General features: G+C 69.6%; 17 protein-coding genes and 1 pseudogene. 13 read left to right on the top strand and 5 right to left on the bottom strand.

Features of this window, described 5'->3' with window-relative positions; genetic code table 11:
* Positions 1 to 29 precede the first annotated feature (29 nt).
* The 3 genes from RB628_RS21250 to RB628_RS21240 all read left to right on the top strand — a co-directional run bounded on the left by RB628_RS21250 (position 30) and on the right by RB628_RS21240 (position 3,126).
* Entirely contained in the window at positions 30 to 449 is a 420-nt protein-coding gene (locus RB628_RS21250) for an NUDIX hydrolase (protein ID WP_318322086.1), read from the top strand.
* 6 nt (positions 450 to 455) lie between these two features.
* The gene (locus RB628_RS21245) at positions 456 to 1,619 is read left to right on the top strand and encodes a helix-turn-helix transcriptional regulator (RefSeq protein WP_318322085.1); all 1,164 of its coding nucleotides are present in this window, start codon (positions 456 to 458) and stop codon (positions 1,617 to 1,619) included.
* A gap of 226 nt (positions 1,620 to 1,845) precedes the next feature.
* Positions 1,846 to 3,126: a helix-turn-helix domain-containing protein gene (locus RB628_RS21240; RefSeq protein WP_412180697.1), complete on the top strand. Its 1,281-nt coding sequence runs from the start codon at positions 1,846 to 1,848 to the stop codon at positions 3,124 to 3,126.
* 67 nt (positions 3,127 to 3,193) lie between these two features.
* Here RB628_RS21240 and cutA read toward each other — a convergent pair whose 3' ends face one another.
* Positions 3,194 to 3,520, bottom strand: coding sequence for a divalent-cation tolerance protein CutA (cutA, locus tag RB628_RS21235; protein ID WP_318322084.1), 327 nt, complete (start codon positions 3,518 to 3,520; stop codon positions 3,194 to 3,196).
* A gap of 395 nt (positions 3,521 to 3,915) precedes the next feature.
* Here cutA and RB628_RS21230 point away from each other — a divergent pair, with 395 nt between their 5' ends.
* The 5 genes from RB628_RS21230 to RB628_RS21210 all read left to right on the top strand — a co-directional run bounded on the left by RB628_RS21230 (position 3,916) and on the right by RB628_RS21210 (position 8,853).
* Positions 3,916 to 4,149 (top strand): winged helix-turn-helix transcriptional regulator, encoded by a 234-nt coding sequence (locus RB628_RS21230; RefSeq protein WP_318322083.1) that lies wholly within the window; start codon positions 3,916 to 3,918, stop codon positions 4,147 to 4,149.
* 217 nt (positions 4,150 to 4,366) lie between these two features.
* Positions 4,367 to 5,572 (top strand): tyrosine-type recombinase/integrase, encoded by a 1,206-nt coding sequence (locus RB628_RS21225; RefSeq protein WP_318322082.1) that lies wholly within the window; start codon positions 4,367 to 4,369, stop codon positions 5,570 to 5,572.
* A 465-nt stretch (positions 5,573 to 6,037) separates the two neighbouring features.
* Positions 6,038 to 7,333 (top strand): 4-carboxymuconolactone decarboxylase, encoded by a 1,296-nt coding sequence (gene pcaC / locus RB628_RS21220; protein ID WP_318322081.1) that lies wholly within the window; start codon positions 6,038 to 6,040, stop codon positions 7,331 to 7,333.
* 71 nt (positions 7,334 to 7,404) lie between these two features.
* Positions 7,405 to 8,037 carry an MBL fold metallo-hydrolase gene (locus tag RB628_RS21215; RefSeq protein ID WP_318322080.1) on the top strand — a complete coding sequence of 211 codons (633 nt, stop codon included), beginning with the start codon at positions 7,405 to 7,407 and terminating at the stop codon, positions 8,035 to 8,037.
* A gap of 36 nt (positions 8,038 to 8,073) precedes the next feature.
* On the top strand, positions 8,074 to 8,853 hold the full coding sequence (locus RB628_RS21210) for an exodeoxyribonuclease III (protein WP_318322079.1): 780 nt from the start codon (positions 8,074 to 8,076) through the stop codon (positions 8,851 to 8,853).
* Between the two features lie 145 nt (positions 8,854 to 8,998).
* On the opposite strand, the gene RB628_RS21205 is transcribed toward RB628_RS21210, so the two are convergent.
* Positions 8,999 to 10,801 carry an SGNH/GDSL hydrolase family protein gene (locus RB628_RS21205; RefSeq protein WP_318322078.1) on the bottom strand — a complete coding sequence of 601 codons (1,803 nt, stop codon included), beginning with the start codon at positions 10,799 to 10,801 and terminating at the stop codon, positions 8,999 to 9,001.
* A gap of 180 nt (positions 10,802 to 10,981) precedes the next feature.
* On the opposite strand from RB628_RS21205, the gene RB628_RS21200 reads away from it, so the two are divergent.
* Together RB628_RS21200 and RB628_RS21195 are read left to right on the top strand one after the other, a co-directional pair.
* A complete protein-coding gene (locus RB628_RS21200; RefSeq protein ID WP_318322077.1) occupies positions 10,982 to 11,422 on the top strand; it encodes a DUF6278 family protein in 441 nt (146 codons plus the stop codon).
* Between the two features lie 124 nt (positions 11,423 to 11,546).
* Positions 11,547 to 12,290 (top strand): amino acid ABC transporter ATP-binding protein, encoded by a 744-nt coding sequence (locus tag RB628_RS21195; protein ID WP_318322076.1) that lies wholly within the window; start codon positions 11,547 to 11,549, stop codon positions 12,288 to 12,290.
* A gap of 229 nt (positions 12,291 to 12,519) precedes the next feature.
* Here RB628_RS21195 and RB628_RS21190 read toward each other — a convergent pair.
* Positions 12,520 to 12,856, bottom strand: a pseudogene (locus RB628_RS21190) (CocE/NonD family hydrolase C-terminal non-catalytic domain-containing protein); the annotation flags it as partial.
* 252 nt (positions 12,857 to 13,108) lie between these two features.
* On the bottom strand, positions 13,109 to 13,864 hold the full coding sequence (locus RB628_RS21185) for a hypothetical protein (protein ID WP_318322075.1): 756 nt from the start codon (positions 13,862 to 13,864) through the stop codon (positions 13,109 to 13,111).
* A gap of 139 nt (positions 13,865 to 14,003) precedes the next feature.
* Here RB628_RS21185 and ggt point away from each other — a divergent pair, with 139 nt between their 5' ends.
* On the top strand, positions 14,004 to 15,779 hold the full coding sequence (ggt, locus tag RB628_RS21180; RefSeq protein WP_318322074.1) for a gamma-glutamyltransferase: 1,776 nt from the start codon (positions 14,004 to 14,006) through the stop codon (positions 15,777 to 15,779).
* A 572-nt stretch (positions 15,780 to 16,351) separates the two neighbouring features.
* Here ggt and map read toward each other — a convergent pair.
* A complete protein-coding gene (map, locus tag RB628_RS21175) occupies positions 16,352 to 17,143 on the bottom strand; it encodes a type I methionyl aminopeptidase (RefSeq protein WP_318322073.1) in 792 nt (263 codons plus the stop codon).
* Between the two features lie 32 nt (positions 17,144 to 17,175).
* Between map and RB628_RS21170 the strand changes: the two genes are divergently transcribed.
* Together RB628_RS21170 and RB628_RS21165 are read left to right on the top strand one after the other, a co-directional pair.
* On the top strand, positions 17,176 to 17,436 hold the full coding sequence (locus RB628_RS21170; protein WP_318322072.1) for a helix-turn-helix transcriptional regulator: 261 nt from the start codon (positions 17,176 to 17,178) through the stop codon (positions 17,434 to 17,436).
* Between the two features lie 161 nt (positions 17,437 to 17,597).
* Positions 17,598 to 19,481: a hypothetical protein gene (locus tag RB628_RS21165; RefSeq protein ID WP_318322071.1), complete on the top strand. Its 1,884-nt coding sequence runs from the start codon at positions 17,598 to 17,600 to the stop codon at positions 19,479 to 19,481.
* Positions 19,482 to 19,559 lie beyond the last annotated feature (78 nt).

Raw genomic sequence — 19,559 nt, 5'->3', positions numbered from 1 at the left:
CTGGCCATCCGCGCATTCCGAGGAGAGCGATGGCGTACACGCCCCCTACCTGGCCCGTCTCCGTCAAAGGTGTGGCAGTGGACAGCCGTCGACGCGTACTGCTGCTGAAGAACGAACGCGAGGAGTGGGAGCTGCCCGGGGGCCGACTCGAAGCAGCCGACCCCACACCGGAGTTGACGGTGGAGAGGGAGGTCGGGGAGGAGACCGGGTGGACGGTGAAAGCTGGCCCTCTCCTGGACGTGTGGATCTACCAGCCCTTGCCCGAGACTCTGCCGGACCGGCGGGTAGTGATCGTCACCTACGGCTGCACCGTGCTCACCCCGGACATGGAGCCCGTAGTGAGTAACGAGCACAAGGAGATTGGCCTGTTCACTGCGGACGAAATGCCCGGCCTGACCATGCCGGACGGGTACAAGCAGTCCATCGCCGCCTGGTACGAGCGGATGTAACCGGCCGTGGCCAGCGGGGAGGTGGCGCGACGGGCGCAGCACGTCCTGTGGCACTGGGCCACGCCACAGGCCGAGGCGATCCTCGCCACGCGCGACCTCGGCTCCATTCTGCGCTTCCACCGCACCGTGCACGGCATGAACCAGACCGAACTCGGCCGCCTTCTGGGCTACGACAAGACGTACATCTCTCATCTCGAACTCGGCAAACGGAGCCTTGATGATCTCGGCTCCCGCCGGCATGTCGCCGACTCCCTGCGGCTTCCCCCGCACGTCCTCGGCGTCACCGACCCCGCCGACACTGACCACCGCGCCATGCTGCAGTTCGGCGAGTCCACCGTCCGCCTCGCCGAGATCGCCCGGCAGTCCGGGCATGCGTCCGAAGCCGTCGCCGAACTGTGGCCGCTGATCGCCCGGCTGGAAGCCCGAGTGGAGGACGGGCACACGGAACGGGATGTCCTCCACCTCCTGGCCCGAGCCCGTGTCGGCCTCGGCGTCGCACTCGGCAATGTCCTGCCGGAGGAGCGACTGAGCACCGCTGCCCGCTGGACCGCGAGAAGCATCGACATCGCTCGATACTTCGACGACCCGACCTTCACCTCCTACGTGCTGCGCATGCACGGCAACGAACTGCGCAAGGCTCGCCTCCACGGAGCCGCCGTCGACCGACTGCTGCACGCGGTTGCCCTCGCGCCGGACCAGGAGGCAAGAGCCGCCGCGCTTCCCCTTCTCGCCCGCGCCGCCGGCACGCTCCGCAACCAGCCCTTGTTCGACGAGGTAATGCGGGAGACCGACCAGCTCCTCGACCAGACCGAACACACGTCGCTGTTCAACCCCTATGCACTGCATGAGATCCGGTTGCGCGGGCTGATCTCCACCGGCCGGATCGATCTCGCCATACAACTGGTCGACCAGGACAGCCCAGTTCCGACGACCACCGTCGCACCGCAGTGGCGCGTGATCGAGCTCATCACGGTGGCCCAGGTGCGGCTGGCCGCCGACGACCGCGGCGGCGGCGCCCAGTCCCTGCACACCGCGGTCGAAGAGGCAGTCCGCCAGCGGCTTCCCCACCAACTGCAACGCATTGTGCGCGCGGCGGAGAACCGGCTGCCGGAGATCAGAGAGGCTGCAGGCCACGCCCTGGACCGGATACGGCAAGAGATGGCTGCCTAACGTGGTCCTGTTCCAGACCATCACCAGCAGGCCCAGGACGACCGCCTCATCTGAACCTGAGCCGGCCGGGACACAGCGGTCGAGATGCCGTCGGCAGCCCTCATGGGAGTGCGCCTTGCGGAACGTGGTCATGGGCCCATCGCACCGCGCGTCCAGGCAGCCTGCCAGGGGAATCTAGAGGGGGAAAAACCTGTCAAGGGGGAAACTACAGGGGGAATTTGGAGCCATGATTGGGTTCAGTCCACCAACAGAGGTCACACTCATGCCAGCAGATCCGTTCGCCGAACTGCTTCTCCGGCTCCGTCAGGAGGCAGGACGCACGCAGGAGCAGCAGGCAGCCGCGATCAACGCTGTCTCCGGCCGGGACACCATGACCCGCCGCGAGATCAACCGCTACGAACACGGTGAGAACATCCCCACCAACCACACGGTTGCGCATATTGCGATGGCCTTCGGCTTGCCCCCTGAACAACTGCGGTGGGAAGCGGCGGCCGCCCGCGCCCGGCGGAGGAAGGGGTGCCGCCGTGAAGGGGAGGACCTGGACGACGTGAAACGCCGCACGCTGATCGGGGGCGCCGTCCTCGGCGCAGCCGCCGCTGCCGAGCCATGGGGGCGCCTTGCGTATGCCATCGGCAGGGGAACCAAGCTCGATTCGGTCGCAGTGGACGCTCTCATAGATCGCGCCTGTGCCCTTCATGTGACCGAGCAGCGCCTCACGGCCCACCGGCTACAGGGCATGGTTGAGACGCACCTTGACGCTGTCACTGCCGTGCTACCGCGCGCCGGCGAGCACGCGCGGGCTCTGACTATTGCCGCCGGAGAAACAGCTGCCTTGGCCGGATGGGTTGCTTGGGACTTGGGCGACTACCAAAGGGCACGCGCCTACTACGAGGTCACGAGGGACTGTGCAGAGGCCGCCGGGCACCCGCCGCTGCGGGCACTGGCACTGACCTATGCAAGCTACGGAGCTACTACGCCTGAGAAGGCGGTAGAGCTTCTGGCCCAAGCTGCCCAGGATGTGCGGGGCCACGGTAATGCCACCGCTGCTGCGTGGGTCAACGGCCGCTACGCGGAGGAAGCAGCGAATGCCGGAGACGACACGGGTGCTCTGCGCGCTCTGGACCGTGCCCGCCTCGTGTACGACTTCGCCGACCACACCGAGGAACAGGCATGGGTGCGTTTCATGACCCCATACCGCCTCGACTCGCTCTCGCTGTCGGTATATGGGCAGCTCGGGCGGCAGGAGTTGACCGAGACCGCAGACAACGCGGTAAGTCGTCTCGGCGAGTCCCTACCAGACTCAGGCGTTGTCGTCCTGGGTGACCTGGCCTCAGCGCTGTTGCGCGGAGGAGACATCGATCAAGGTGTCTACGTATCACGCCAGTTCGCAGCTGCGGCAGAGACCCGGCCGAACACCATGGGTAGGGCTCGCGCCCAGAGTGTCGCTGCCCGGCTCCCCGACAGTGAGCGGGAACTCGCTCGGCACCTGGAACAGTTCGCTGCGTGAACTCTGACGCTTTGCCGTAGGTGAGCGTCCGTGCCGCAAACGCGACCGGACGCTCACTCCCCTGGATTTACTGCGCGGTCGATTCTTCGACCACCCACGACAGGTACGCCTCGGACCCGCCGGTAACCGGGAGGGTGATCCACTCCGGAACCTCGTAGCTGTGCTCCTTGGCCACCCACGCTGCAAGCTCCGGAAGCCGGTCCGTGGTCGTCTTGTACGAGATCCGCCATTCCTGGGCGGTCTCGATGGCGCCCTTCCACCGGTAGACCGCTGTGAACGGCTGGTCGATGTGGGCGCAGGCGGCCAGCCGGTTCTCAACCGCGCCCCGCGCCAGCGCCTTCGCCTGGTCCTCGTCGTCGATGGTCGTCTGCGCGATCACGATCTCGCTCGCCATGCAACTGCCTCTCCTGGTTGATGTACTACGACCCTACCCAGCCGACTGCAGGTCCTCGAAGCCCTCCGGCCGTCGCTGGACAGCGATGCGAGTCCGCAACTCCACGGGACCGGTTGATCTCCCTCTCGGTCCGGCATTCGCCCACAGCAGACGAGGAAGAGCCCCAAGGGACTGGAACCTCTTCCAGGACCATGTCAACGTACAACGTCCCGGAAAACACCAGGTCAGTGAGGGGATGTGGGCTTCGCGGCCGACCAGCAGACAGGTCGGCCGCGGCGGGATCCTGTACCTCCTGCTGCTCGGTCTCGTCGCCGAGGCCCCAACCCAAGGAGTCCCACCTGTCGAATGCCGCTCGCCGATCCGTCTGCTGCACGGCACTGCGCCTCTGCGTCTGTATGGCCGCGCTGTTCGGTGAGGACCTGCTGCAACGCGGCTACCGCCGTGACCGAGCGGTCCTCGCGCACATCGCAGTGCACCCCGGAGCCTCAACTCCCCACGTTGCCCGAGTCGTTGGCGCCTCCGAGCGCGTCGTGGCCCGGAACCTCGACCGACTCACCGACGACGGACTGCTGGTGCTCGTCATGGACGGTGCGACCCCCGCTCTCCGGTCCTACCGGTTGGCTTCCTGACCGAGGCCGACGCAGGGGGCGACGGGCAAGGGCTCATCGTGCAGCGCGATACATAGCAGACGATCCCCGGTTACCGAAACCGGGGATTCTCCAGAGCATTGATGGTGTTCGCACTCGGCTGTGCTTGGCGGTGGAGCCGTAGCGAATAGTGCCGCCAGTTTGCCTCCCCGATCGGTAGACGCGGCGTTGTGAAGTTATGTCCGCCTGTTCGAGGAGAGTGAGTATTCTGCCCGATCCCATCAAGAAACTTCCGCCGAACTCGAAGGGGAAGGTTCGATACCGGTTTGTTGTCGACGCAGGAATCGACCCCGAAACTGGAAAGCGTAAGCAGTTGAGGCGCACCTTCGACTCGTTGAAGGAAGCTAGGGCTGAGTACGCGAACATAACTAATCGGCGGCATGATGGGTCGCTTGTACCGCCCAACAAGATCACCGTGAATGAGTGGCTCGACCGATGGCTGGCCATGAAAGCGGAGGACCTCGAAGAAACCACCATCTACAACTACGGGATTACCCTGGACCGAGTTCGGGGGAGGCTCGGCAATATCCGTCTCCAGGACCTTACTGAAGAGCACGTGGAAGAGTGGAGGGACTGGGCGCTGGCGCATGGCCGCGTGCGCGGTAAAAGGGCCGGGACGCCACTCAGTGTCACGAGTGTGGATATGAGCCTCGGTCGGCTGAAGGAGGCGCTGGGAAGAGCCGTTACCCGGCGGTTGGTGTACGTCAATGTCGCTGCGTACGTGACCATTCCCCGGAGAGCGCGCAAGGAAGAGCGGAAGACTAAAGAGGAGGTGCCGCCCTGGAATGTCCAGGAGGTTCAGAAATTCATACAAGGAATTAGGAGTGAGCGTCTCTATGCTGCGCTTCTTCTTTCGCTGATGGGGCTTCGTCCAGCTGAAGTCTGCGGCCTCCGGTGGGAAGACGTTGACTTGGAGAACGCCACGATCGTCATTGCCAACACGCGCACGATGATGGGCAACCGGTACGTGGTGGAGAAGGACACCAAGTCTCTTGCGGGTGAGCGGGATCTGCCGCTGCCGGCGCTGGTGCTGGGAGCCCTCAAGACATTCCGAGCTCTCCAAGCCGAGGAGAGGCTCGCTCTGGGGGAGGCGTACACGGTGTCGGGCTACGTGCTGGTGCACGAGGCGGGCGACGCCTTCACGATCAAGCAACTTCGCCGACGCGCGTACCGGCTTATGGAGCTTCTCGGGCTCCGTCGCGTCAGGCTCTACGACGCACGCTCGTCGTGCTTCACCTTCCTGGCCAACAACGGTGTCCCGGACCACATCCTCGCGCGATGGGCCGGACATACGAACGTAAAGACGACCAAGCGGTGGTACGTCAAGCCGGATGTAGAAGATCTTCGCGGAGCCGCTACCACTTGGGATGGCCTGCACGGGGGTGCGGCGGAGGGGCAAGAGTGAGTCACGCGGACGATCAGCCGAGCGACTTGCGAGCCGTATGGCCAGCAGGATTGGGGCGAGGTGGATTCGGAGTCCGCTTGCTGGTTTTGGACCGGTGGCTGTAACTGAGAGCATCCGACTACGGCCAAGCCTTCTACCAAGCGTTCACCGTGTGGTGTTCAAGCTGCTGTTGGGCGGGATTTCGGAAGGTTTCCAGGTGAGTCACGCCGAGCCTCGTCCGTGCCACCACACTCGATGCTGCAACCCGAACCGCCTGGAGGCCGTGATCAAAGAGGAAAGCGTTGCTCGTAGCGACTGAAGGCGGCACGCGCCCGGAGGGCCCACTGCCGACACGGCCACGAGTACATGCCGGAGAAGGTATACCTGGGTTCTCGTCGGCAGGTCCGGCACTGCCGGAGCGGGGCAAGGCCCGCCAGGTCCACCCCGGCGATGTGACATCTCGTGACAGATGAGAGGCTCAGACGGGTGAGCGAGACATCACCGAACACCCTGCAATACCGCTTTGACGGGCCAGAAGAGGCTCCGGTCCTGATCTTGGGGCCCTCCCTGGGTACCACATGGCACATGTGGGACCGCCAGGTGCCGGAACTGGTGAAGCAGTGGCGGGTCTTCCGCTTCGACCTTCCCGGGCACGGCGGAGCCCCCGCGCACCCCGCAGGGTCGGTAGCCGACCTGGCAGGCCGCCTGCTCGCCACGCTCGACGCGGTCGGCGTGCACCGCTTCGGCTACGCGGGCTGCGCGCTCGGCGGCGCGATCGGCGTCGAACTCGCGCTGCGCCACCCGGCGCGGCTCGCCTCGCTCGCGCTCATCGCCGCCTCGCCCCGGTTCGGGACGGCCGACGAGTTCCGTCAGCGCGGGGTGATCGTCCGGACGAACGGGCTGGACCCCATCGCCCGTACCTCCCCCGACCGCTGGTTCACCAGCGGCTTCGCCGCCACGCAGCCCGCGATCACCGAGTGGGCCGTACAGATGGTCCGCACCACCGATCCCGGCTGCTACATCGCGGCCTGCGAATCGCTCGCCTCCTTCGACGTACGGGGCGAACTGGCCCGCGTCGGCGTGCCGACCCTCGTCCTCGTCGGCTCCGACGACCAGGTGACCGGCCCGGCCGAGGCCCGCACCCTGGTCGCCGGGATACCCGACGCCCGCCTCGCGGTGGTCCCCGGCGCCTCCCACCTGGTCCCGGTCGAGCAGCCCGCGGCCGTGACCGACCTCCTCGTACGTCACTTCTCGACGGCCTGGCAGCCCGCGTACGACACCGGCACCGGGCAGACGGCCATCCCGCCGGCCCCGCTCCGGCCGGTCCTGACCGCAGCCCAGCCGATCACCCCCATCGCCGAGATCGCGCCGCCCGCCGTACAGCCCGATGCGCAGGGCCGCCCGGATCAGTACGACGCCGGTATGAAGGTCCGGCGTGAGGTGCTCGGCGACGCGCACGTCGACCGGGCACTGACCCAGGCGGACGAGTTCTCCGGGGACTTCCAGGACTTCATCACCAGATACGCGTGGGGCGAGATCTGGAACCGGCCCGGCCTCGACCGGCGCTCCCGCAGCTGCGTCACCCTCACCGCCCTGGTCGCGGGCGGCCACCTCGACGAGCTCGCCTTCCACACCCGTGCCGCGCTGCGCAACGGCCTGACCCCGGTCGAGATCAAGGAAGTGCTGCTCCAGGCCGCCGTCTACTGCGGGGTACCGGCCGCGAACAGCGCGTTCAAGGTGGCCCAGCAGGTCATCCGCGAGGAGACGACGCCCGAGGGATGACCGCTGAGCCGGGTGGCGAAGGCAATGGCCTGGGCCGCTCACAGCCCGGGCCCGCGCGGCAGGATGGACCCATGAAACTCACGAAGAAGTCGCACGCCTGCGTCCGCCTGGAGAAGAACGGGCAGACGCTCGTCCTCGACCCCGGGGGATTCAGCGAGGAGGACGCCGCCGCCGGCGCCGACGCGATCCTGGTCACCCACGAACACGCCGACCACTTCGATGAGGGCCGGCTGCGTGCCGCTCTGGACGCAAACCCGGCCGCCGAGCTCTGGACCCTCGCCTCGGTCGCGGAGCAGCTCTCCGCGGCTTTCCCGGGCCGCGTCCACACCGTCGGCCACGGCGAGAGGTTCACCGCCGCGGGCTTCGACGTCCAGGTCCACGGCGAACTGCACGCCGTGATCCACCCGGACATCCCGCGCATCACGAACGTCGGCTACCTGGTCGACGGCGCCGTCTTCCACCCCGGCGACGCACTCACCGTCCCCGACCATCCGGTCGACACCCTGCTGCTTCCGGTCATGGCCCCCTGGAGCAAGCTCTCCGAGGTCGTCGACTATGTCCGCGAGGTCAAGCCGCAGCGCGCGTACGACATCCACGACGCCCTCCTCACGGACCTCGCCCGCCCGATCTACGACCGGCTGGTCGGCGGCCTGGGCGGCTCCGAGCACCTGCGGCTGACGCCGGGGACGTCGGCGGAGGTCTGAGACGCGTTGTCAGACCCGGCGGGTAGGTTGTGGGGCATGCGTATCGCGACCTGGAACGTGAACTCGATCACCGCCCGCCTGCCAAGGCTGGTGGCCTGGCTGGAGAGCAGTGGCACGGATGTGCTGTGCCTCCAGGAGGCGAAGGTCGCCGCCGAGCAGTTCCCGTCCGACCAGCTGCGCGAGCTGGGCTACGAGGTGGCGGTCAACGCGACCGGCAGGTGGAACGGCGTCGCGGTGATCTCCCGCGTGGGCCTGGAGGACGTGGTGCGGGGTCTGCCCGGCGACCCCGGCTACGAGGGCGTCGAGGAACCCCGGGCCGTCTCCGCGACCTGCGGCCCGGTCCGCGTCTGGTCGGTGTACGTGCCGAACGGCCGCGAGGTGGCCCACCCCCACTACGCCTACAAGCTCGGTTGGTTCGAGGCACTCAGAGCGGCGGTCGCGGGCGATGCCGCGGGCAGCCGCCCGTTCGCGGCCCTGGGGGACTTCAACGTGGCCCCGACGGACGAGGACGTCTACGACCTGGCCGCCTTCGAGGGCCTCACCCACGTCACCCCGGCGGAGCGCGCGGCCCTGGCCGCCCTGCGTGAGACGGGTCTTACGGACGTGGTGCCCCGGCCTTTGAAGTACGACCGTCCGTACACGTACTGGGACTACCGGCAGCTCTGCTTCCCCAAGAACCGCGGCATGCGCATCGACCTGGTCTACGGCAACGAGCCGTTCGCCCAGGCGGTGAAGGACGCGTATGTCGACCGGGAGGAGCGGAAGGGGAAGGGCGCGTCGGATCACGCGCCTGTGGTGGTGGATCTGGAGGTGTAGGGGGACATGTTCGTGGGGCGTGGGAGACCTCTTCGGTACAGGACGCGCATCTCCGGCCCGTCCGGCGACTGAGGACGAGCGAGTGCAGCGCGAACGAGGGGTCCGGGGGCGGAGCCCCCAGGGCCGGCGGCCACACCCACGGTGCCTACGGAACCAACGCTCCCAGTTCCACTGCCCCAGCCAGCGCAGCGAGCCCCGCATCGCCGGGATGCAGATGATCCCCGCTGTCATGGGCGGCCAGCAACCGTGCCGGCTGTGCCGGATCCCGTAGCGCCGCATCGAAGTCCAGGACCCCGTCGAACCCGGAGTCGGGGTCGGCGTCGGGCACCGCCTCCTCCCGGATCCAGGTGTTCACGGCCACCCGTTGCCCGTCGACCGCCGAAGTGCACCGCGCCTCGCCCCCGCACGGCCCGATCGTCGCGACCAGCACCCGCGTCCCGCGCGCCCGCACCCGCTCCGCCAGCTCCCGCAGACCGGCGATGACGTCCTCCGCCGACGCCCCCGTCCGCAGGTCGTTCACGCCCTGGAAGACGATCGCAGTACGTGCCGACGTCTGGGCGAGGACGTCCCGGTCCAGGCGGTGCAGGGCGCTCACCCCGCCCGAGTCGGCGGAGACGCCGTCGCCCGGGTAGCGGTCGGTGAGGACGCGGTTCGCGGCGATGCCCTGGTTGAGGACGCCGTAGCGGGGAACCGCGCTCTGGGCCAGCAGCCGGTCGGCGAGCACATCGGGCCAGCGCCGGTTGGCGTCCAGGGTCGAACGCTCGCCGTCGGTGATCGAGTCGCCGAGCACCACGACCGACCCGGGTCCGTCACCGACGTCCACCCCGGTCAGCAGCGGCCATGTCGTCAGCGTCGAGGTGTACGGCGCCGGGGAGCCGTCCGCCGTGTGGTCGCCCGGCTCGCTGACGTACGAGCGTTGCTGTGCGAGCCGGTGCAGAGGCGCCGCCGTCACCGTGCCAGGCAGATGGAAACTCACCAGCAGATTGGCGTCCGCAGGCACCACGAAGTCCAGCGGGTCGCTGAACGCCTGTGCCCCGGCCGGTAGTTCGGTTCCGCGCGCGCCGCGGAACGCCAGCGGCACGGGCGTACCGCTCGCCGTGGCGCCCGCCGCCTGCACGGCCACCGTCGCGCTGCCGATCCGTACCGGTGCCGACGCGAAGGTGTTGTCGAAGCGGACCCGTACCCGCGGCCCGCCGGCCGACGTGTGCACCACCAGTCGCAGCGTCCGGTCGGTCCATGGGCCGACGGTCGCGTACGTCGAGGTCGGCGCTGCCCAACTGCCCGTCCAGCCAGCCGGGTCGGGCCGTACCGAGAGGGCGAACACATGCAGGTCGGGCGCGTAGGGCAGCCGGACGGAATCGACCTGGTGGCCTCGCGCGATCGGCACGGTGACGACGTACAGCCGTGCCTTCTCGGCGAGTTGCCCGGCGGGGGTGTTCACGTGCGGCAGCGCGACCGTCTTGGCGCCCAGGGAGCCGGTGCGCCAGTCGGGGGCGGACAGCCGGTACGAGGACTGGGTGCCGTCCGTGTACGAGACGGTGCCCGCGCCGCTCACGTCGGCGCCACCGGTGCCGGCGACGAGGAACGCGAGGGCGTCGCCCTGGCCGCGGACGCGTACCGGCTGGCCGGCGGCGCGGACGTTGTCCGGCTCGCCCGGTTCCCGGAAGGGCCAGGTCAGCCGGGCGCCCTGGACGGTGAGGGTACGTCCCCTGGTCCAGCCGGCGGCCGTCAGGTCCTGGGCCGAGACCGAGGCGCCCGAGCCGTCGAAGTCGGCGTCGCCGGGGTGGGCGTCGTCGCTGACCGCCGTGTTGTCGAAGTACCGGGTGAGGGGGAGCGGCTCGGTGGCCTGGGCCGTGGACGACAGGGGGACGAGTGTCGCGCACAGGGCGAGAACGAGGGCGGGCCCCCAGCAGCGTCGGACTCCCGCCCCTCGTTCGACTCGGCGCATGTACGTTCCCCCCCCCGGTCGACTCGGCCCGCCGCTCAACGCAGTGTGAAGCTAAAGAGGTACCAGGAGCCCGTCAATGCGGTGGGTGTGCCGCGCATGGACGCGCGGGGAACTTGGCCGGAACCGGCGGCCCCGCGCGCCCTGTGGTGCGGTCGGCGGTGTGAATGACACGCTGGACGTATGAACATCCCTTTCCTGGGCAACTGGCGCAAGAAGCATGGACTGGCCCGAGGCGTGGCGGTGTTCTCCGAGGGGGAGCACGATCCCGAAGCGGTCGCCGGGCTCCTCTCCGAGTGTGAGCTGCTCCGCTCCCAGGCCGGCCAGGCGGGCGTCGAACTCGACGACTCCGCCGCCTCGTTGGAGGCGCTGGACCAGCTGCTGCCGCGCTGGCGGGACGACGAGGAGTCGCTGGCGTGGCTGGGCAACGACGCCGGCCTCTATCTCGGCACGGTCATCGTGCGGACCGTCCCCGGTGCCACCTGGGACTTCTGGCCGAACGGCCAGCCCATCGTCCGGCTGTCGTCGGGCCGTGAGTTCGATGTCGCCGCCTCCGGTCACGAGTGGGCGTCCAGCGGTGTTCCGGAGCTGTCGCAGCTGTACGCGGAGGTCGCGGAGGCGTAGGCACGGGACCGCGTCTGACGTAAATACGGCTAATACCCGAAAAGTGCGTGTCGTGTATTAACCCCACCCTTATCTGGATAGTTTGCGGCAACCACGACACAGCTGAGAGTGAGTAGGGCTGGGCATGGCTGTCGATCCGCTGATCGAGCTGCATGAAGTCAACAAGCACTTCGGTGAGCTGCATGTTCTCCAGGACATCAACCTCACCGTCGGCAGGGGGGAGGTGGTCGTCGTCATCGGCCCGTCCGGGTCGGGCAAGTCCACGCTGTGCAGGGCGATCAACCGGCTGGAGTCGATCGAGTCCGGGACCATCAGGCTCGACGGACAACTGCTGCCCGAGGAGGGCAAGCCTCTCGCGCGGCTCCGTGCCGAAGTCGGGATGGTCTTCCAGTCGTTCAACCTCTTCGCCCACAAGACCGTCCTCCAGAACGTCTCGCTGGGCCAGATCAAGGTGCGCGGGCGCAAGAAGGAGGAGGCCGACAGGCGCTCCCGTGAACTCCTGGACCGGGTCGGCCTCGCCTCGCAGGCGCCGAAGTACCCGGCCCAGCTCTCCGGCGGCCAGCAGCAGCGCGTGGCCATCGCCCGCGCCCTGGCCATGGACCCCAAGGTCATGCTCTTCGACGAGCCGACGTCGGCTCTCGACCCGGAGATGATCAACGAGGTTCTGGAGGTCATGCAGCAACTGGTCCGTGAGGGTATGACGATGGTTGTCGTCACCCACGAGATGGGGTTCGCCCGCTCGGCCGCCAACCGGGTCGTCTTCATGGCCGACGGCCGCATCGTCGAGGACCGCAGCCCCGACGAGTTCTTCACCGACCCGCGCAGCGACCGGGCCAAGGACTTCCTGTCCAAGATTCTCCGGCACTGAGGTCAACTTCGTTGGTGTTCAAGGGAGTTGAGGGCGCCGCAAATCCGCTGACGGACAACCTCACGACGTCGGCGCAGGCCGGGAATCCGGCCGCGCCGAACCTCGACTACGATTTGCCGTTCATCCCCACCGGGATGTGGACCGAGGTCGGGCAACGGCCGAATCAGGGACGCTGCTGCCAGGCGGGCAGTAGTAGAAGGGCATGCGCTCGCCCGGCGGCAGCCGGAGATCACTGCTCGCGCAGGGGCACCGCCACATACGTGGGGTCGTGCTCCGGCGAGGAGAAGGTCAGCTGCGCCGGTCGGGTTGTGCTCGATGCAGAGCGGGTCGACAGTGTCGACGACCAGGGCCAGACGGTGTCCTGCCGGGACGTCGCAGGCCGTGGAGAACCACTCCAGGTCGACGCCGAACGGCTTGCCGGGCGTCTGTCCGTGGGAGGTGTACGGCGCGTGGCCGACCAGCTTTCCGAGGCCGGGCGGGCCCACGTCGTAGAGGTACGCGACGAGGGTGCCGCTCTCCTTGGTTCCGGTGGCGGCCGTGAGCGGCGTGGCCGTCCCGCGCACGTGGTGGGTTCGGGACCCTGGTCGTGCCGGCGGCTCGGGTGCACGCCAAGGGGCCCGGCCATGTATGCCGGGCCCGAAACCGCGTTGGTCCGTTCAGCAGGTTGTGCCTGTCGGGCGACGACCCCTCCGGCCGCCGGAGCAACTACGGGAGTCACCCGGTGTGTTCACGGCTTGGCTGTCGCTGTCGGCTTCGCGGGAGTTGCAGCTCAGTATCACCGCGCATCCGCCCAACTCGTCCGAGCCGTGTGCCGGAACCTAGGAGGCGCGGTGGGAGCTGCGTGGAGCAATGGCTGGTGGAGGGGTCTGTGCGGCCCGCGTGATGTCCGTGACGACCTCGACGACATCGGGTCCGTACGCCTGCGAGTTGACGACTTTCAGGAGCAGGGCGAAGGAGTTGTCCCCGTGTTTGCGGGCCAGCCGTTCGTGGTTGCGGGCGAGATAGCGCGTCGCCGCCTGGTTGGTGATCGCGCGCTGGCCGCAGAAGAGGAAGACCGGCCGGGCCTCATGGCTCTGGCCGGCGGTGAGCCGCGCGAGGATCACGTACTCGCCCTTGCCCGCCTCCAGCCGGTAGCGCTCGGTGCCGATCTGGAAGGCGCCGCGGTCCGGGCCCGGTTCGGCGTCGACGTTGACGCGGACGCCGGGGAGCAGGGAGTACAGATGTGCCGCCATACGGCGGTTGGAGGCCGGGCCGCCCACGCAGAACTCGGTGCGCTCCCCGAACCCCTGTTGTGCGGCGTCGTGGGCGACGACCTGGGCATGGGCGTTGCAGTCCTTGATGAGCGCGGAGAGTTCCAGCAGCGCGAACACGTCATGGCGCATCACCGTCAACTCGGGGCCACCGGCCTCGCGGTTCACCACGAGCAGCGACTCGGAGTTGTCCGGCAGCCCGAAGAAGGCCTGCTTGCGGCGGAGTTTGCGTTTCCACAGATAGGTGCGGGCCAGCCAGCCGAGGGCTGCGCTGATGCCGGCCGCGACCACACCGAGGACGATATTGCGCACGTCGTCAGTCATGGGCGCGCATGGTATCGGTCAACCGCAACGGTGTTCGAGGTGCCCTTACGGGGCTGTCGGGATGAAGTTACGCTGCGCGGACGGTCATTGACTGGAGGTATTGATGCGTCGTCGCTCTGTCACACGGAGTCTGGCGGTTATGGCGGTGTCCGCCACGGTGGTGTCGGTGGGGGCGGCTGCGCCGCCCTCCGGCGCCCCTTCGGCGGCTACGGCTGTGGAGAAGGTCCCGGTCGCCGTCGGATACGGCGGTGCCGTCGCGAGCGTGGACGCAGATGCCTCGGCCGCCGGGATCGAGATCCTGCGCAAGGGTGGCAACGCGGTGGACGCCGCCGTCGCCACGGCCGCCGCGCTCGGGGTCACGGAGCCCTACTCCAACGGCATCGGCGGAGGCGGCTACTTCGTCTACTACGACGCCAAGTCCCGTACGGTGCAGACGATCGACGGCCGCGAGACGGCACCCCTGACGGCCGACTCGGGCCTGTTCCTGGAGAACGGGCAGCCGATCGCCTTCGCCGACGCCGTCACGAGCGGGCTGGGCGTCGGTACGCCGGGTACGCCCGCGACCTGGCAGGCGGCGCTGGACAGTTGGGGCAGCAAACGGCTCGGTACGCTGCTGAAGCCGGCGGAACGGCTCGCGCGCGACGGGTTCACGGTGGACGCCACGTTCCGGTCGCAGACCGCTTCCAACGAGGCGCGGTTCAGGAACTTCCCGGACACGGCGGAGCTGTTCCTGCCGGGCGGTGCGCTGCCGGTGGTCGGGTCGACCTTCAAGAACCCCGATCTGGCCGGAACGTACGCGGAGTTGAGCCGCAAGGGTGTCGGGGCCCTGTACCGGGGCCGGTTGGCACAGGAGATCGTCGACACGGTCAACAATCCGCCGGTGGACCCGGGTTCGGGCTACAACGCGCGCCCCGGCAAGCTGTCGCTGACGGACCTGGCGAAGTACCGGGCCAAGCGCCAGGCGCCCACGAAGACTTCGTACCGCGGCCTGGGTGTCTACTCGATGGCACCCTCCTCGTCGGGCGGTACGACGGTCGGCGAGGCCCTCAACATCCTTGAGCGGACGGACCTCTCGAAGGCGAGCGAGGTCCAGTTCCTGCACCGCTACATCGAGGCGAGCCGGATCGCCTTCGCGGACCGGGGGCGCTGGGTGGGTGACCCGGCCTTCGAGGACGTACCGACGAAGGAACTGCTGTCGCAGTCGTACGCCGACTCGCGGGAGTGCCTGATCAAGGACGACGCGGTACTGACGAGCCCGGTCGCACCCGGGGACCCGCGCAACCCCGATGCCTGCACGAGCACAGGCATCGCGGCGCCGACGACGTACGAGGGTGAGAACACGACGCATCTGACGGTGGCCGACAAGTGGGGCAACGTCGTGTCCTACACGCTGACGATCGAGCAGACCGGCGGCAGCGGCATCACGGTCCCGGGCCGCGGTTTCATCCTGAACAACGAGCTGACGGACTTCTCCTTCGCCCCGGCCAGCCCGGCCGTCCACGACCCGAACCTGCCGGGGCCGGGCAAGCGGCCGCGCTCGTCCATGTCCCCGACGATCGTCCTGGACGCGCACAACAAGCCGGTGGTGGCCCTCGGCTCACCCGGCGGCGCGACCATCATCACGACCGTTCTGCAGACTCTGACCAGCTTCGTCGACCGCGGGCTCCCGCTGGTCGACGCGATCGCCGCACCGCGCGCGAGCCAGCGCAACCAGACGACCACCGAGCTCGAACCGGGGCTGTGGAACAGCGGGTCGAGGACCGGGCTGGAGGCGATCGGACACGGTTTCCGGCTCAATCCCGAGATCGGCGCGGCGACCGGCGTACAGCGCCTGCCGAACGGGAAGTGGCTGGCGGCAGCGGAGGCGGTACGACGGGGTGGCGGATCGGCGATGGTGGTGCGGCCCGCGTCGTGAGCCGGCCGAGGACGGGCGGCGGCACGGTGTTCGAGACCGGCCGCCCGTCCTCGTAGCGGCGGACCTCCGCCGCCGGCCAGGTGTACTCGATCTCCTCCAGGGTGAAGCCCGCGGCCATCCGCAGCGGGCGCCCGGCTGTGCGCAGGCCGCCCGCCCGCTCGTGGAACGCGATCGCGCGGGCGTTGCCGCGCAGGACCTCCAGGCAGACGTCCTGACCGGGGTGTGCCGGGCCGACCAGGCGAAGCCGTGGCGCAGCAGGCCGCGGCCGATTCCGGTACCGGTGTGGCCCGGCCGGGCATGCAGGTTGTCCACGTGGACCCGGCCGTCCCCGGCCGCGTCCGGACGGATGCGGCGCGCAGTTCGCCGTCCTGCTCGGCGAGCGGCGGACACCGGCCGGCGGACAGCGCAGCCGTGCGGGCCCGCCACTTCGCGAGGTGCTCCGCGGCCGGCGGGCCGTCCAGGTACGCGGCGGGCATGAGCGCGCTGTACGCGCTGCGCCAACTGGCCGTGTACAGGGCCGCGATGCTCTCCGCGTCGGCGGAGGTGCCGCCTGATGCGCATGGAGCCGAAGGTCACCTGCTGCTCGTGCGCGCCTCCTGGCGCGCCGTGAGCACCCGCGGTCCCGACTCCGTGATCGCCACCGTGTGCTCCGCGTGGGCCGCGCGGGAGCCGTCGTTCGTGCGGAGGGTCCAGCCGTCCGGGGCCTCGTGGTAGCCGTCCTTGCCGCTGCCGATCAGCATCGGCTCGATCGCCAGGACGAGGCCGTGACGCAGCGGCATGCCCCGGCCGGGGCGGCCCTCGTTCGGGACCGGGGGGTCCTCGTGCATACGCCGGCCGATGCCGTGGCCGCCGAAGCCGTCCGGGATGCCGTATCCCGCCGTACGGCACACCTCGCCGACGGCGTGCGCGATGTCGCCGATGCGGTTGCCGACGACCGCCGCCGCGATGCCCGCCGCGAGGGCCCGCTCGGCGGTTTCGACGAGCCGTACGTCGGCCGGGCGCGGCTCGCCCACGATGAAGCTGATGGCCGAGTCGCCGGCCCAGCCACCCAGTTCGGCACCGAAGTCGATGGAGACGAGGTCGCCGTCGCGCAGCCGGTAGCCGTCCGGGATGCCGTGCACGATCGCGTCGTTCACCGAGGCGCAGATCACCGCCGGGAACGGGGTGGGCGCGAAGGAGGGGCGGTAGCCGAGGAAGGGGGAGGTCGCCCCGGCCGCGCGCAGCACGTCGTGCGCCACCTCGTCCAGCTCCAGGAGGGAAACGCCCACGTCAGCGGCTTTCCGGACGGCGGTCAGGGCTCTGCCGACCACCTGGCCCGTCTCGTACATGGCATCGATCGCTGTGTCCGTCTTCAGTTCCACCATGCCAATTACTATACCGGTATTAGAATGGCGTCATGGTACGCACTCCTCTCACCCCCGAAGAGCGTGAACGCGGCGAGCGGCTCGGCCGGTTGCTGCGTGCGGCGCGTGGTGGCCGCAGCATGGCGGAGATCGCGGCCCGCGCCGGTATCTCTCCCGAGACGCTCCGCAAGATCGAGACCGGTCGGGCGCCGACCCCTGCCTTCTTCACGGTCGCGGCGCTCGCGAAGGTCCTCGGACTGTCCATGGACGAACTGGTCGGGCAGTGCACGCCGCTCGCCCCGGTGGCGGCGTGAACTCCGGGGCGCGGTTTTGGCCATAGTGACCGTGGTTCACATCACGTTGCGCTGGGTGCGCGGTACTCTGCGTCCGGTCCGAAAATCCCGCGTAGCGCATCCGTAACACGACTGGTGTTTTCTACGGGGCGGAGACTCCGGTCGGGCATGGGGTGAACGTCATGGCGTTGGAACAACTCCCGGGGCAGGTGCGGGAGTTCGCGCAGTATCTGAGCGGCCTGCTGGCCCGCCTCGACCAGGGTGCGGGCTGGTGCGGCGTGTTCTGGCAGCGCGACCCCGACGGCATGCGTGCCTGTCTGGAGGGGTACGAAGTTCCGCCCTGGGACGTCGTGGAGGCGCTGTTCCAGGACCTCGCGACCGAGTACGGAACCGGCGCGGTCACCCCCGAGGCCGAGCGGGCACGTGCCCTGCATCAGGCGTCGCTCACCGCGTTCGACACCCGCCCCGGCGCCCGTGACACCCTCGGCGACCGGCTCGACGTCATGCTCCGCGAACAGAAGTACGCCGCCGAACGGCTCGCCGAACTGGGGCGGTTGCTCGCCTCCGCCGCCACCCACGAGGAGGCCCAGGGTCTCCGCCTCGACCTCGCGTGGGCCCGCGACGATCACGAACGCGCTTCTGCCCGCTGCGTCGAACTCCGTTCCAGGCTGGAGCAGTTGGCCCGCCGGGCGGTGAGCGGAGCGGCCGGTCCGCGCCGCGACCGCGACGAGGAGGCGGACCTGTTCGCAGGCCGCGTCCAGAACGCCCCGCACCCCGTCGACCCACTGCTCCTGCCGAGGCAGCGCACCGAGACCGAAGAGCAGCGTCGGGACGACGGCACGGCGGCCGGGTACGACGACGAGCGCACCGCCGGTCGGCAGGGGGCGGACGGCCGTCCGCACACCGGATACGAGGACGGCCGCGGCTCACCCCGGCAGGCCCCGGACGGCCCCACTCCCGCCCGCCACGGACACGACCCCGGCCGCCAGGGCGCCGACGGCGATGGGTCCGCTTGGCGTGACGGTAGTCGGCGTTCAGTCCACCGGGAGGCTCTCGACGGCGCCCGTCACGGGGACGACCGCAGTTCCGGCGGGCAGGGTGGCGATGGCGATGGGTCCGCTTGGCGTGACGGCAGTCGGCCTTCCGCCCGTCCGGACGCTTACGACGGCACCCGCCCCGCCGCCCGCCAGGCCGGTGCTCCGGGCACCCCCGAGCACCCAGCCGAGCGCACGGCACCGCAGATCCCCGCCGACTGGTACGAGCCTCCGGCTTCCGTCGTCGCCCCCGAGCCCGAACCCGAGCGCGCCCCCAAACAGCGCTCCAGGCGCCGCAACCGTGGCGGTGCCCGTTTCGCCGGGATGACGGACGACGCGGACACCGGTGCCACGCCCACCGTCGCCCCCGCCCCCGCCCCCGCCCCCGCACCGGCTGCGGCCGCGCCCGCCGCCGCGGGCCGTCGTACCCCGCGCGGGGCGCGGTTCGCCGGGGCCGCCGCTGCCGCGCAGCCCGCTGCGCCCAAGCGGGAGGCGCTGGACGACGACGCCCGGCACGACACCATCGACGCCGTCCGCACCCTCGTACGCCTGCGGAGCGAGGGACACAGCGGTGAGGCGCACGCGCTGCTCGTCGAGGCCGCCCACTGGCCCGCCGCCCGTTTCCCGCTGCTCGCCGCCGAGCTGCACCGCGCGGGGCTCGGCGCCGACTGGGCCACCCTGCTCTGGGAGGCAGCCTCCCTGCCGGCCGACCGGCTGGTCGCCGCCGCCGACGCGCTCGTCGCGGCGGGGCGGGGGACCGACGGCCAGCAGATTCTGCGGCAGGGCATGGCACGGCCGGCCCAGGAGGTGGGCGATGCCGTGCTCGGGCTCGTCGAGGAGGGCAGACAGCGTGAGGTGCGTGCGCTGCTGGATGCGTACGTCCGGGTCCGCACTCCCGAGGAGGCCGCCCGCAGTGTCGCCGCCGACCCCCAGCGCCTCGTACCGCTGCTCCTGGAGGCGGCCCGGGGCGCCTCCGAGGACCGGTACTGGGATCTGGTGCACGCCCTCCGCGTCGCCGGGCACAGCGCTTGATCCGGCCGGCCCCGACTCGCCCACAGGAGTGTGAAACGTGATCGACTCCGCGGGTTAACGGCGATGGTCTTGGCAAGG

It is taken from the genome of Streptomyces sp. ADMS, assembly GCF_033441795.1.
Lineage (GTDB): Bacteria > Actinomycetota > Actinomycetes > Streptomycetales > Streptomycetaceae > Streptomyces.
Note: the sequence above shows the minus strand (reverse complement) of the source record. Positions and strands in the feature narration are given on the sequence as shown.

What these genes read in the sequence shown, in the direction of transcription:
- RB628_RS21250 (WP_318322086.1), top strand. Translation starts at nt 30, where the DNA reads ATGGCGTACACGCCCCCTACCTGGCCCGTCTCCGTCAAAGGTGTGGCA.
- RB628_RS21240 (WP_412180697.1), top strand. Translation starts at nt 1,846, where the DNA reads ATGATTGGGTTCAGTCCACCAACAGAGGTCACACTCATGCCAGCAGAT.
- cutA (WP_318322084.1), bottom strand. Translation starts at nt 3,520, where the DNA reads ATGGCGAGCGAGATCGTGATCGCGCAGACGACCATCGACGACGAGGAC.
- RB628_RS21230 (WP_318322083.1), top strand. Translation starts at nt 3,916, where the DNA reads ATGGCCGCGCTGTTCGGTGAGGACCTGCTGCAACGCGGCTACCGCCGT.
- RB628_RS21215 (WP_318322080.1), top strand. Translation starts at nt 7,405, where the DNA reads ATGAAACTCACGAAGAAGTCGCACGCCTGCGTCCGCCTGGAGAAGAAC.
- RB628_RS21210 (WP_318322079.1), top strand. Translation starts at nt 8,074, where the DNA reads ATGCGTATCGCGACCTGGAACGTGAACTCGATCACCGCCCGCCTGCCA.
- RB628_RS21205 (WP_318322078.1), bottom strand. Translation starts at nt 10,801, where the DNA reads ATGCGCCGAGTCGAACGAGGGGCGGGAGTCCGACGCTGCTGGGGGCCC.
- RB628_RS21200 (WP_318322077.1), top strand. Translation starts at nt 10,982, where the DNA reads ATGAACATCCCTTTCCTGGGCAACTGGCGCAAGAAGCATGGACTGGCC.
- RB628_RS21195 (WP_318322076.1), top strand. Translation starts at nt 11,547, where the DNA reads ATGGCTGTCGATCCGCTGATCGAGCTGCATGAAGTCAACAAGCACTTC.
- RB628_RS21185 (WP_318322075.1), bottom strand. Translation starts at nt 13,864, where the DNA reads ATGACTGACGACGTGCGCAATATCGTCCTCGGTGTGGTCGCGGCCGGC.
- ggt (WP_318322074.1), top strand. Translation starts at nt 14,004, where the DNA reads ATGGCGGTGTCCGCCACGGTGGTGTCGGTGGGGGCGGCTGCGCCGCCC.
- map (WP_318322073.1), bottom strand. Translation starts at nt 17,143, where the DNA reads ATGGTGGAACTGAAGACGGACACAGCGATCGATGCCATGTACGAGACG.
- RB628_RS21170 (WP_318322072.1), top strand. Translation starts at nt 17,176, where the DNA reads ATGGTACGCACTCCTCTCACCCCCGAAGAGCGTGAACGCGGCGAGCGG.
- RB628_RS21165 (WP_318322071.1), top strand. Translation starts at nt 17,598, where the DNA reads ATGGCGTTGGAACAACTCCCGGGGCAGGTGCGGGAGTTCGCGCAGTAT.